At 65.5% G+C, this 12,382-nt stretch carries 10 protein-coding genes; 8 read left to right on the top strand and 2 right to left on the bottom strand.

Annotated features, from left to right (window positions below; all coding sequences use genetic code 11):
• Positions 1-32: 32 nt before the first annotated feature.
• From J0J06_RS15290 to J0J06_RS15265, 6 genes are all read left to right on the top strand, one after another.
• A complete protein-coding gene (locus J0J06_RS15290) occupies positions 33-995 on the top strand; it encodes a metalloregulator ArsR/SmtB family transcription factor (RefSeq protein WP_294043569.1) in 963 nt (320 codons plus the stop codon).
• Positions 995-1,933, top strand: coding sequence for a methylenetetrahydrofolate reductase [NAD(P)H] (gene metF, locus J0J06_RS15285; RefSeq protein ID WP_294043742.1), 939 nt, complete (start codon positions 995-997; stop codon positions 1,931-1,933). Before J0J06_RS15290 ends, metF begins: the two co-directional genes overlap by 1 nt.
• Positions 1,930-2,979, top strand: a complete 1,050-nt coding sequence (locus tag J0J06_RS15280) for a homocysteine S-methyltransferase family protein (RefSeq protein ID WP_294043567.1) — start codon at positions 1,930-1,932, stop codon at positions 2,977-2,979. Before metF ends, J0J06_RS15280 begins: the two co-directional genes overlap by 4 nt.
• Before the next feature lie 20 nt (positions 2,980-2,999).
• On the top strand, positions 3,000-5,654 hold the full coding sequence (gene metH, locus J0J06_RS15275) for a methionine synthase (protein ID WP_294043565.1): 2,655 nt from the start codon (positions 3,000-3,002) through the stop codon (positions 5,652-5,654).
• Positions 5,655-5,737: 83 nt separating this feature from the next.
• Positions 5,738-6,256 (top strand): DUF1993 domain-containing protein, encoded by a 519-nt coding sequence (locus J0J06_RS15270; protein ID WP_294043563.1) that lies wholly within the window; start codon positions 5,738-5,740, stop codon positions 6,254-6,256.
• Positions 6,257-6,524: 268 nt separating this feature from the next.
• The gene (locus J0J06_RS15265) at positions 6,525-7,466 is read left to right on the top strand and encodes a right-handed parallel beta-helix repeat-containing protein (protein ID WP_294043561.1); all 942 of its coding nucleotides are present in this window, start codon (positions 6,525-6,527) and stop codon (positions 7,464-7,466) included.
• On the opposite strand, the gene J0J06_RS15260 is transcribed toward J0J06_RS15265, so the two are convergent.
• Positions 7,463-7,816, bottom strand: a complete 354-nt coding sequence (locus tag J0J06_RS15260) for a VOC family protein (protein WP_294043559.1) — start codon at positions 7,814-7,816, stop codon at positions 7,463-7,465. The two genes, J0J06_RS15265 and J0J06_RS15260, sit on opposite strands and share 4 nt — an antisense overlap.
• Positions 7,813-9,462 carry an alkaline phosphatase family protein gene (locus J0J06_RS15255; RefSeq protein WP_294043557.1) on the bottom strand — a complete coding sequence of 550 codons (1,650 nt, stop codon included), beginning with the start codon at positions 9,460-9,462 and terminating at the stop codon, positions 7,813-7,815. Before J0J06_RS15255 ends, J0J06_RS15260 begins: the two co-directional genes overlap by 4 nt.
• Before the next feature lie 72 nt (positions 9,463-9,534).
• Here J0J06_RS15255 and J0J06_RS15250 point away from each other — a divergent pair, with 72 nt between their 5' ends.
• Together J0J06_RS15250 and bla are read left to right on the top strand one after the other, a co-directional pair.
• Complete coding sequence (locus J0J06_RS15250) at positions 9,535-11,556, top strand: thioredoxin family protein (protein WP_294043741.1); 2,022 nt, start codon at positions 9,535-9,537, stop codon at positions 11,554-11,556.
• Complete coding sequence (bla, locus tag J0J06_RS15245; RefSeq protein ID WP_294043555.1) at positions 11,553-12,374, top strand: subclass B3 metallo-beta-lactamase; 822 nt, start codon at positions 11,553-11,555, stop codon at positions 12,372-12,374. Before J0J06_RS15250 ends, bla begins: the two co-directional genes overlap by 4 nt.
• The last annotated feature ends 8 nt before the right edge of the window (positions 12,375-12,382 follow it).

The raw sequence follows: 12,382 nt of genomic DNA, 5'->3' as shown, positions 1-12,382 counted from the left end.
GATATAAAGATATCTTTATATCTATATGCGACATGCCGAACACGCTCGACATCTTCCGCGCACTGGCCGATTCGACGCGGCTCCGCATCGTCGCGCTGGTACGGTCGATGGAGCTGTCCGTCGGCGAACTGGCGCAAGTGCTGGGGCAGAGCCAGCCGCGCGTTTCGCGTCACGTCAAAATTCTCTCGGACGCCGGGATCGTCGAGCGTCGCAAGGAAGGGTCCTGGGTGTTCGTCGCCATGGGCGCGCGCGATGTCGTGGGTCCGCTCTGCGCCGCGCTCGATGCCTGGGAAGGCGACCGCGCGCATGCCCGCGCCGAGGCCGATGCGGCAAGACTAGCGGCGGTGCGCGCCGACCGCGCGGCGCACGCGGCGGGCTGGTTCGAAAGCAATGCCGGCGAGTGGGACGCGATCCGCTCGCTCCACATCGCCGAAAGCCAGGTCGAGGCGGCGATGGCCGCGGTGCTGGGCGAGGCGCGGGTCGATCGGCTGATCGACATCGGCACCGGCACCGGGCGGATGCTCGAACTGTTTGCTGGACAGGCGGATCATGCGCTCGGCATCGACCGGAGCAGTGAGATGCTGCGGCTGGCGCGCGCCAAGCTGACCGAGCGCGGGCTAGACCATGCCGAACTGCGCCAGGCCGACCTCTACGCGTTGCCGCTCGAAGCGGGGACGGCGGATCTGGCGATCCTGCACCACGTCCTCCACTTCGCGCAGACGCCGGATGCGGCGATCGCCGAGGCGGCGCGGGTGCTGTCGCCCGGCGGGCGGTTGCTGATCGTCGATTTCGCGCCGCATGGCCGCGAGGAACTGCGGACGCGCGACGCGCATGCGCGGCTCGGCTTCTCGGACGAACAGATGCTCGGCTGGTTCCAGCATGCGGGATTGGCGCCCGTCAGGACAGAGACCTTGGAGGGCGGCGAATTGACCGTGAAATTGTGGCTCGCGCGCAAGACCGGCGAGCCTGGAGTACGCGTGAAGGAGGCGGCGTGATGGTGTCGGTGGAAAAAATGCCTGAGGCACGGCGGGCGCTGGCGACGCCGATGTTCGCCGATCTCGCCGGAGACTCCGCCGTAAGCTTCGAATTCTTCCCGCCCAAGACGGAGAAGATGGAAGAGACGTTGTGGGAGTCGGTGCAGACGCTCAGCCCACTCGGGCCGCGCTTCGTGTCGGTAACTTATGGCGCCGGCGGGACGACGCGCGAGCGCACCCACGCGACGGTGGCGCGGATCGCGAAGGAAACGAGCATCCCGGCCGCCGCGCACCTGACTTGCGTCGAGGCGACCAGGGAGGAGATCGACGCCGTCGCCAACGCCTATTGGGAAGCGGGCGTGCGCCATATCGTCGCATTGCGCGGCGATCCGCCGGTCGCGGGGACGAAGTTCACCTCGCCGGTCGGTGGGTATGAGAATGCGGCGGCTCTGGTCGCGGGCTTGCGCAAGCTTCACCCGTTCGAGATTTCGGTCGCGGCCTATCCCGAATGCCATCCGGATTCGCCCGACAGCGGCCACGACCTCGACAACCTCAAGCGCAAGATCGATGCCGGGGCTACGCGCGCGATCACGCAATTCTTTCACGAGGCGGATACCTTCTTCCGCTTCCGCGACGCCGCCGCGGCGGCGGGGATCGATGCCGAGATCGTGCCGGGAATCATGCCCGTCATGAACTTCGCCAGCGTCCAGCGCATGTCGGCGATGTGCGGGACGGCGGTGCCCAACTGGATGGGCACCCTGTTCGATGGACTCGACGATCACCCTGCCGCGCGCCAGCTCGTCGCTGCGACGATCGCGGCGGAGCTGTGCCGCCGGCTCTATGCGGGTGGCGTGCGTAATTTCCATTTCTACACGCTCAACCGCGCGGAACTGAGCTATGCGATCTGCCATCTGCTCGGCATCCGTTCGAAGCCCGCATTGCAGGAGGAGGCGGCATGACGTCGGCCCGCGAAAAACTGTTGGCGGAGGCCGCCAAGCGTATCCTGATCACCGACGGCGCGTTCGGGACGGAGATCCAGAACTGGAAGTTGTCGGAAGAGGATTATGCCGGGTCGCTGGGCCTGACCCATGACCAGAAGGGCAATAACGACATCCTCGCCCTTACCAAGCCGGAGGTGCCGGAATCGATCCACCGCGCCTATTTCGAGGCGGGCGCGGACATTGCCGAAACCAACACCTTTTCGGCCAATTCGATCAGCCAGGCCGATTACGGTGCCGAGCATCTGGTTCGCGAGATCAACCTCGAATCCGCCAGGATGGCGCGCCGCGTCGCCGACGAGTTCCAGGCGAAGGACGGCCGGCCCCGGTTCGTCGCCGGCGCGATCGGACCGACCAACAAGACGCTGTCGCTGTCGCCCGACGTCAACGATCCCGGCTTTCGCGAGATCGATTTCGATTATCTGAAGCAGGTCTATCGCGAGCAGATCGACGCGCTGGTCGAGGGTGGGGTGGACTTCATCCTGATCGAGACGGTGTTCGACACGCTCAACGCCAAGGCGGGCGTGATGGCGGCGATCGAGGCGGGCGACGACCTGGGGCGCGATCTGCCGATCATGCTGTCGATGACGCTGACCGACCTTAGCGGGCGCAACCTGTCGGGGCATACGGTCGAGGCGTTCTGGCACGCGGTCCGGCACGCCAAGCCGGTGACGATCGGGCTGAATTGCTCGTTCGGTGCCGAACAGTTGCGGCCGCACGTCAAGACACTGTCGGAGATCGCCGACACGCTGATCATGGTCTATCCTAACGCCGGGTTGCCCAACGAGCTCGGCGCTTATGACGAACTGCCCGAGACGACGGCGGGGCTGGTCGGCGAATGGGCCGAAGCGGGGCAAGTCAATGTGCTCGGCGGGTGCTGTGGCTCGACGCCCGCGCACATCAAGGCGATCGCCGATTTCGTGCGGGATATGGTACCGCGAACGGTGGTGACGCCCGACGTGCGCACGCGTCTCGCCGGCCTCGAACCGATGACGATGGCCGCCTGAGCGGCCCGAAGAAAGCAGACATGAACGCGATTTCCACCGCCCAGTTCGTCAATATCGGCGAGCGCACAAACGTCACCGGATCGGCGGCGTTCAAGAAACTGATCATGGCGGGCGATTACGCCAGGGCCGTCGAAGTCGCGCGCCAGCAGGTCGAAAATGGCGCGCAGGTAATCGACATCAACATGGACGAAGGGCTGCTCGACGCCGAATTCGCCATGACGACTTTCCTCAAGCTGATCGCCGCCGAACCCGACATCGCGCGCGTGCCGTTCATGATCGACAGCTCCAAGTGGAGCGTGATCGAGGCGGGGCTGAAGTGCGTATCCGGCAAGCCGATCGTCAATTCGATCAGCATGAAGGAGGGCGAGGAGAAGTTCCTGGCAGAAGCGCGCAAGTGCATGGCCTATGGCGCCGCCGTCGTGGTGATGGCGTTCGACGAGGTCGGCCAGGCGGATACCAAAGCGCGCAAGGTCGAGATTTGCGAGCGCGCCTACAAGCTGCTGACCGGGATTGGCTTTCCGCCCGAGGACATCATTTTCGACCCCAACGTCTTCGCGGTCGCGACGGGGATCGAGGAGCACAACAATTACGCGGTCGATTTCATCGAGGCGGTGAAGGAAATCAGGCGGTGCTGTCCGCACGTCCATTTCTCGGGCGGACTGTCCAATCTCAGCTTCAGCTTCCGCGGCAACGAGCCGGTGCGCCGCGCGATGCACTCCGTATTCCTCTACCACGCCATCCCGGCCGGACTCGACATGGCGATCGTCAATGCCGGACAGCTCGACGTTTACGATACGATAGACCCCGAACTTCGCACCGCATGTGAAGATGTCATCCTCAACCGCGACCCCGAGGCCGGGGACCGCCTGGTCGCGCTGGCGGAGAAGTTCCGCGGCACCGACGCGGCGGCGGAAAAGGCGGCCGAGGAATGGCGCGGTTGGGAGGTCGCAAAGCGGCTCGAACATGCGCTGGTCAAGGGCATGGACCAATATGTCGTCGAGGATACCGAGGAAGCGCGCTTGCAGACCGCGCGCCCTATTGAAGTAATCGAAGGGCCGTTGATGGACGGCATGAACGTCGTCGGCGATCTCTTCGGATCTGGTAAGATGTTTCTGCCGCAAGTCGTTAAAAGTGCTCGCGTCATGAAGAAAGCGGTTGCCCACCTGCTGCCCTTTATCGAGGCGCAAAAGGAGCCCGGCGCGAAGGGCAAGGGCAAGGTCATCATGGCGACCGTCAAGGGCGACGTGCATGACATCGGCAAGAACATCGTCGGCGTGGTGCTGCAGTGTAACGGGTTCGAGGTGGTCGATCTGGGCGTGATGGTGCCGTGGTCGAAGATCCTCGAAGCGGCGAACGAGAATGACGCCGACATGATCGGCCTGTCGGGCCTGATCACGCCGAGCCTCGACGAAATGGTCACCGTCGCCGAGGAAATGAAGCGGTCCAAGATGACGATGCCGCTGCTGATCGGCGGCGCGACGACCTCGAAAGTGCACACCGCGCTGCGCATCGCGCCGGCCTATGACGGGCCGGTGGTTCATGTGCTCGACGCGAGCCGCGCAGTCGGTGTTGCGACGACTCTCGTCAGCGAGACGATCCGCGACGATTACGTCACCAAGATTGCCGACGAGTACGAAGCAGTGCGCAAGGCGCGCGAGGGCAAGGGGCAGAACGATCTGCTCCCGCTCCCCAGGGCGCGCGCCAATCCTTTCGTCGCCGACATGGCGCTGAAGCCCGGTGCGCCCGCACAGCCCGGCGTGCACGTCTTCCGCGACTGGGATCTGGCCGATCTGCGCGAATGCATCGACTGGACGCCGTTTTTCCGCGCCTGGGAGCTGGCGGGGGTGTTTCCCGCGATTCTCGACGATGCCGTAGTCGGCGAAAGCGCCAAGTCGCTCTACGCCGACGCGCAGGCAATGCTCGACAAGATCATCGCGGAGAAATGGCTGACCGCGCGCGGCGTCGCGGGGTTATGGTCGTGCGCGCGGCACGACGACGATGTGATCGTCGATCTGAAGGGCGATTTCAACGCCGAGGAACTGAAGGGACTCGATGTCCTCAACCTTGTCGAGGGCACCGACGTCGTCCGCCTGCCGTTTCTCCGCCAGCAGATCGCCAAGCGCGAGGGGCGGGCGAATATGTGTCTCGCCGACTTCATCGACCCGAAGGGCGACTGGATCGGCGGGTTCGCGGTAAGCATCCACGGCATCGAACCGCACCTCGCGCGGTTCAAGGCGGCGATCGACGACTATTCCGACATCCTGTTGAAGGCGCTGGCCGATCGACTGGCCGAAGCGTTCGCAGAGCGGTTGCACCAGCACGTCCGCAAGACGTTATGGGGTTATGCGCCCGACGAGCAACTGACCAACGAAGCGCTGATCCGCGAGCAGTATCGCGGCATCCGCCCGGCGCCGGGCTATCCGGCGTGCCCGGAGCATAGCCTCAAGACCAAGCTGTTCGAAATGCTCGACGCGCACCACGCCACCGGTATCTCGCTCACCGAAAGCTTCGCGATGCTGCCGACCGCGGCGGTGAGCGGCTTCTATTTCGGCCACCCGCAGTCGGAATATTTCGGTGTCGCGCGGATCGGGATGGATCAGGTCGAGGATTATGCCGAGCGGCGCGGCATCGACGTGGCGACGGCCCAGCGCTGGCTGCGGCCGAACTTGGACTGAAAATCCATCGGACTAGGCCAGTTGCGGACGTCGCCCGGTTTATGGTCTTAGCGCAGAAGGAAATTTCGCCGCGAAAGGTGCCCATGTCATACGCTGATTCCGCCCGCACGGTCTTTGCCGACATGCTCGATATGCTCGATAGCGTCGTCGCGAAGGCGCAGGACGCCGGGATGAACGACGATGTGCTCGCGGAAAAACTCACGGATGATATGTTCCCTCTCGAACTGCAGATTCGCGTAGCGGTAAATCAAGTGCTGCTGGCGCTGAATCAGGTCGGCGGCAAAACTGAGCCGCTCGAAGAGACGGCGTACCGTTCCTTGGCGGAGGTTCGCGAGCGTATAGCGGCTGTACGCGCACGGATCGATAAAGCCGATCCGGCAGACTGGGCGGACGCGAACGCCATCGTCGATCTGACATTGCCGAATGGCGTACGCTTCGTGATGTCGTCCGAAGAAGATATTCGAGACTGGTTATTGCCGAACTTCTACTTCCACGTGACGATGGCCTATGCCTTGCTGCGCAAGGCGGGATTGGCCTTAGGCAAGATGGATTTCCTGTCGCATATGGCCCGGCATAAGGTGGCTGCAGCGGATCAGTCGTAATCGCTGGCCAGTTTGGAAATCCTCTGAACCGCTCAGCCGGTCGCTGACGCCTTGGGAGGCACGATCGAACGGCTCGGCGTGTTTTTCCGGGCGTGTCCCGTGGCTCTCGTGACCCTCGATGCAGCGACTCGCGCGTCTCGCAATGGGGCGAGCGGCGTCGGCATTCAGAACCCAGCGCGTCAAATCACGACGGGGGCGACCGTTAACCCTCTATACCAGTTTCTTTCGCGGGCCGGCCGAGCAACGGCTAGGATAAAGGAGCTAGTTCATGCGCCGTGTCCTGTTCGCCCTGCTGCCGCTGGTCGTGGCCCCCGCCGCCGGGCTCGCCGCGGAGTCGCCCTCGGCGTCGTTCACGATCGCCGAGACCGGACAGGGGTTCGCCAATCTCGACGACGCGGTGCAGTCGGTGCGGATGGGGACCGCGACGATCCTGATCGCGCCCGGCGTCTACAAGCAATGCACGGTGCAGGCGGGCGGGAACATCACGTTCAAGGCGGTCCAGCCCGGCACCGCGATCTTCGATGGGACGGCGTGCGAGGGCAAGGCGGCGTTCGTCCTGCGCGGGCAGTCATCGGTGGTCGACGGCATCGTGTTCCGCAACATTCGCGTGTCGGACGGCAACGGCGCGGGAATCCGGACCGAGATGGGCGACCTGACGGTGCGCAACTCGATGTTCCTAGACAGCCAGGAAGGTATCCTGGGGGGGCAGCCGACAGGTCAGAAGATCGTCATCGAGCGGTCGACCTTCGCCGGATTGGGCCAGTGCGACGAGACGGTGGATTGCTCGCACTCGATCTACCTCGCCAACAAGGGATCGGTGACGATCACCCGATCCCGGTTCGAACGCGGCACCGGCGGGCATTACGTCAAGCTGCGCGTGCCCAATGTGTCGATCACCGACAACAGTTTCGACGACAGCCAGGGGCGCAAGACCAACTACATGATCGACCTGTCGGAAGGCGGCACCGGACTGATCGCGCGCAACACCTTCGCCGACGGGCCGAACAAGGAGAATTGGACCGCCTTCATCGTCGTCGCGGCGGAGGTGCGGACCTATTCGTCGGCGGGGCTGAGGGTGGTCGACAATGTCGCGACGCTCGCGCCGAATTTCGGCAAGAGCCCGGCGTTCGTCGCCAATGTCGGGCGCGATCAGCTAACGGTCGGCGCAAACAAGCTCGCGCCGGGCATCCGGCTTTACGAACAGCGTTAGGGGCGGTTCGAGATCTGGAAGCGGTTTTCGTCAGGATCGCTGCCGTCGCACAAATGCAGGCCGCCGAAAACTTTGACTGGGCCCATTCGCGCGCCGCGTGAGATGAGGTCGGCGCGTGCGGCATGGACGTCGTCGGCGTGGAACACGATCTTGTGCGGCCCCTCAAAGTCGAGACCGATCTTTACGCCAGAACCCGCGGCGTGGATCGCGATATTGCAATCGCCCGCCGACAGATCGGCCCAGCCGTCATCCTCCTCGACCACGTCCAACCCGAACATATCGCTGTAGAAGTCGCGCATCGCCGCGAAATTGTGCGTGAAGATGATCACGCGGCGCATCCGGTATCTCATGGACAGGTGCTCCCCTGTCCGCCGTCGAGATCGAGGCAGCGGCCGTCGACATCGCCCGCCGCAAGCGTGAAGCCGACCAACGCCGCCAGCGTTGGCATGATGTCCACCGTTTCGACCGACAGCGGCTGTTCGAAACCCGCCATCCCCTTGCGCCAGAACAGGATCGGCACGCGGCGGTCATAATCCCAGATGCTGCCGTGCGTCGCGATCGTACCGGCGGGCGTCGTCGCGGGCGCGATCGGGGTGATGCGCGGCTTCAGGAAGATCGAAATGTCGCCCGATCGCTCGGCGTCGAACGACGCGCGCGCGCGCTGGAGCAGGCTCCACGTTTCGGGCGGCCCGGCGGGAAGCGGTGCGGCGGCGATCTCCGCCTTGGTGTAGACGGCGGCGACCTGCGGATTGGCGGCGTAGCGCTTCACCGCCGCGTCACGCACACGATCCCTGTCACCTGGGGACAGCTTGTTGCTGATCCAGATGTCGCCATTGACCCCGCCGAACAGCAACGGGCCTTCCAGCCCCAGCGTCGCGGCGACCTCCTTGCCGACCGTCCGGATGTTGACCGAACTGTCCATCCGTGCCGCCATCGGCATGCCGCGCTCGCGCTCGCGTTCGGGGATGTCGTTGCCACCATGGTCGGCGGTCAGTGCGACGACATAATCGACTCCGGTCTTGTCGAGCATTGCGAAGAACTTGCCCAGCGTCTGGTCGAGATTGGCGAGCTGGATGCACATCTCCGACCCTTCGGTGCCGAAGCCGTGCCCGACATAGTCGGTCGCCGACGCGCCGACGGTCAGCACGTCGATCGCGGGGCCTTTGCCCAGCTTCATGTCCTGCACCATCGCCGTCGCGAGGCCGAAGATCGCGCTGTCGAACGCCGGCGAGGCCTTCCACAACCCTTCGTTCTTCGCAGGGCGGGCGAAGCGGCCGTTGCCGACGGTCTTGCCGTTCGCGACGATCGCGCGGTCGATCGGCTTGCACCAGGCGGGTTCGACGAAGGCGGGGCCGGGTTTGGCGATCTGCGCTTCGGCGGCGGCGTTGGCGGCCTTGACCGACGCGGGCACGGCGCGGTCGCCGTAGGAGATGAACCCCTTGCCGTCGCGCCAGAACCAGAGCTGGTCGATCTTGTGCCCGCCCATCATGATCGCGGCGCGGTCCTTGCCCGCGACCGACACAGTGCGGACGCGCGGATCGGCGTTCTTCATCCGCTCGCCGAGCGTCGGCACGCGCAGCTTGATGTCGGAGGCGGTGTAGTTGCTGAAGCTGGAGCCGGGGACGCGCTCGTCCTCGGAGCAATAGATCATGCCCGGGCGCGGACCGTTCTGGTCGTACCAGTCGTTGGCGATGATACCGGTGCGCGCGGGGCGATCGCCGGTCATGATCGTGGAGTGGCCGGGGCACGTCTCGGTTGCGGCGTGGCTTTGATAGCCCGCCGGGAACACCGCGCCGTCGAGCAGTCGTTTGAACCCCCCGGTGAAGCGATTGCGATATTCCGCGAACAGATCGGCGGAAAACTGGTCCACCGAAATCACGACGATCAGCTTGGGCGTCGGCCAGGCCGGAGGGGTGGGCGGTGCGGGCGTGTCCTGCGCCGTGCCGGGGCTGGCGAGAAGGAGGAGCGCGGCGGGCAACAGTCTGGCAAGGCGCATCGATCAACTCCGTAGGCGCGGGAGACCTGCGCCGCTATGGCGCTGTCGGGGGTTGGGTGACAAGGCATGGCGATGCGCGCGTTCGGTTTCATGATTGTGACGATATTGCTGGCGTTCGCGGCGTTCGCGGCGTTGGCGGGGCCGGCGCGGGCGCAGGACGCGTCGAGCCAGCCGGGGCCGCATTTGCGTATCAGCCTGATCGCGGAAAGCGATTCGCCCAAAGCGGGCAGCGACGTTGCGATCGCGCTCGACACGACGCCGCAGCCCGGATGGCACGGCTATTGGCAGAACCCCGGCGACGCCGGTTTTCCGGCGAAGCTCGACTGGACGCTGCCGACGGGCGTGACGGTCGGCGAAGTGGCGTATCCCGCGCCGCAGCGGCTGCTGATCGCCAATCTGATGAACTATGTGTTCGAACAGCCCTATGCGCCGATCGCCCGGCTGAAGGTGCCGGCGGGACTGGCGGTCGGCACGCCGCTGCCGATCAAGCTGCACATGGCGTATCTGGTCTGCACGACGCAGCTGTGCGTGCCCGAACAGGGCGATTTCGCAATCACGCTGACGGTTGGTGACGGCGCGATCGATCCCGCGCAGCGCGCGACGTTCGACGCGTGGCGGCAGGCACTGCCGAAACCGATTGGCTCTCCGGCGACCTATCAGGCGGCGAACGGGCAGATGCGGATCGCTGTGCCCTATCCGGCGAGCGCGAAGGGCGATGGGGCCTATTTCTACCCGGTGTCGCGGAACGTGATCGACTATGCGGCGCCGCAGGTCGTGCGCCGCGACGGCGACCGGTTGATCATTATGACCGGGGGCAAGGGCGGTGGGACGATCGTCGGCGTGCTGAGCGTCGACGGCCGCGCGCTGGCGGTGACGGCGTCGCCGGGGACAGTGGCCGCCGGGACGGCATCGGGAAGCGATTGGAGCGCGGTGCTGTTCGCCTTTGCCGGGGCGGTCCTCGGCGGGCTGATCCTGAACGTCATGCCGTGCGTGTTCCCGATCCTGAGCCTCAAGGCGCTCAGCCTCGCCCGCGCCGGCGGCGACGAGCGCGGCGCGCGGCATGAAGCGCTGGCCTATACCGGTGGGGCTGTGGCGACGTGCCTGGCGCTCGGCGCGACGATCCTGGCGTTGCGCGCGGGCGGCAGCGCGGTCGGCTGGGCATTTCAGTTGCAAGATCCGCGCGTCGTCATCCTGCTGCTCCTGTTGACGGTGGGGATCGCGCTCAATCTCGCGGGCGCGTTCGAACTGCCGGTGCCGCGTTTCGCCGGTAGCGCGGGCGGGGCGAGCGGCGCGTTCGCGACCGGCGCGCTGGCGGCATTCGTCGCGACGCCGTGTGCGGGGCCATTCATGGGCGTGGCGCTGGGCGCGGCCCTGGTGCTGCCCTGGCCGGCGGCACTGGCGGTGTTCGGCGGGTTGGGCCTGGGGCTGGCGCTGCCGTTCCTGCTGCTCGGCTACATCCCGGCGCTGCGCAAGCGGTTGCCCCGGCCCGGCGCGTGGATGGAGAATCTGCGCCGCATCCTGTCGATCCCGATGTGGTTGACCGCGGTGGCGCTGGCCTGGGTGCTGGGCAAGGAGGCGGGGGTCGACGCGATGGGCCTGTCGCTGCTCGTCGCGTTGGGGTTCGCGATCGTGCTATGGGCGGCGGGTCGGCGTCAGGCGCGCGGGCGGGGCTTCGGCGTCCCGGCGGTCGTGATCCTGCTTGCGATCGCCGTGTCCGGCGTGTGGCTGATCCAGCATAGGCCTGCGCAGGCCGCCACCTCTACGGCCGAGGCCAATGCCTTCAGCGAAGCCAAACTCGCCGCTCTCCGTGCGCAAGGCCGCCCGGTGTTCGTCTATTTCACCGCCGACTGGTGCGTCGCGTGCAAGGTCAACGAGCGCGTGGCGATCGACACCGATCGCGTGCAGGCGGCGTTTCGCGCCAAGAATATCGCCGTGCTGGTTGGCGACTGGACAAACGGGGATCCGGTGCTCGGCCGCTTCATCGAATCGCACAACCGCGCCGGTGTGCCGTTGTACCTGTACTATTCCCCAGGTGACGCCGCCCCCACTGTTTTGCCACAAGTGCTGACCCCGTTGATGCTGGAGGAATTATGATCGCCCGGATGATCGTCGCGCTGTCGGCCCTGCTCGCAATTGGCGCGAGCGACCCGACTGAATGGACGCGGCCGATCAAGCCGTTCCACATCATCGGCAACATCTATTATGTCGGGAGCGAGGGGCTCGCCGCGTATCTGATCACGACGCCCAAGGGCGCAATCCTGCTCGACGGGACGATGGAGGCGAACGTCCCGGCGATCGAGGCGAATATCAAGTCGTTGGGGATCAAGCTCAGCGACGTGAAAATCCTGCTCAACAGCCATGCCCATTTCGACCATGCCGGGGGCCTGGCGCACCTGAAACGCGACACGGGCGCTGCCATGATGGCGATGAAGGGCGATGTCTGGGCGCTCGAGAACGGCAAGCATTTCGGCGACCAGAATTATGTCGGGACTTTCGCGCCGGTGAAGGTGGATCGCGTGCTGGTGGATGGCGACAAGGTGACGCTGGGCGGCGTGACGATGACCGCGCTGGCGACGCCCGGACACACGGCGGGATGCACGACCTGGGTGCTGCCAGTGCGAGTCAAGGCAGGGGTGAAGACCGTCGTGTTCCCGTGCAGCATGACGGTCGCCGGCAACAAGCTGATGGGCAACAAGCAATATCCCGGCATCGTCGCCGATTATCGCGCGACGTTCGACCGGATGGCGAAACTCAGGGCCGACGTCGTGCTGCCCGCGCATCCCGAACAGGCGGACGTGACGACGCTGAAGGGCGATCAGTTCCTGCAACCGACGCTGTTGCCGGCACTGGTCGCCGAGGCGCGCGCTGCGTTCGACAAGCAGTGGCGGAAGGAAAGCGCGATCGCGCAGTAACGTCCCGC

This window comes from Sphingomonas sp. (assembly GCF_017304615.1).
Classification (GTDB): domain Bacteria; phylum Pseudomonadota; class Alphaproteobacteria; order Sphingomonadales; family Sphingomonadaceae; genus Sphingomonas.
This window is presented reverse-complemented; position numbering and strand designations above follow the sequence as displayed.

Bases quoted from the DNA above. Each gene is read 5' to 3' on its own strand.
- J0J06_RS15290 (WP_294043569.1), top strand. From the start codon at position 33: ATGCCGAACACGCTCGACATCTTCCGCGCACTGGCCGATTCGACGCGG.
- J0J06_RS15280 (WP_294043567.1), top strand. From the start codon at position 1,930: ATGACGTCGGCCCGCGAAAAACTGTTGGCGGAGGCCGCCAAGCGTATC.
- bla (WP_294043555.1), top strand. From the start codon at position 11,553: ATGATCGCCCGGATGATCGTCGCGCTGTCGGCCCTGCTCGCAATTGGC.
- J0J06_RS15270 (WP_294043563.1), top strand. From the start codon at position 5,738: ATGTCATACGCTGATTCCGCCCGCACGGTCTTTGCCGACATGCTCGAT.
- J0J06_RS15255 (WP_294043557.1), bottom strand. From the start codon at position 9,462: ATGCGCCTTGCCAGACTGTTGCCCGCCGCGCTCCTCCTTCTCGCCAGC.
- J0J06_RS15260 (WP_294043559.1), bottom strand. From the start codon at position 7,816: ATGAGATACCGGATGCGCCGCGTGATCATCTTCACGCACAATTTCGCG.
- metH (WP_294043565.1), top strand. From the start codon at position 3,000: ATGAACGCGATTTCCACCGCCCAGTTCGTCAATATCGGCGAGCGCACA.
- J0J06_RS15250 (WP_294043741.1), top strand. From the start codon at position 9,535: ATGCGCGCGTTCGGTTTCATGATTGTGACGATATTGCTGGCGTTCGCG.
- metF (WP_294043742.1), top strand. From the start codon at position 995: ATGGTGTCGGTGGAAAAAATGCCTGAGGCACGGCGGGCGCTGGCGACG.
- J0J06_RS15265 (WP_294043561.1), top strand. From the start codon at position 6,525: ATGCGCCGTGTCCTGTTCGCCCTGCTGCCGCTGGTCGTGGCCCCCGCC.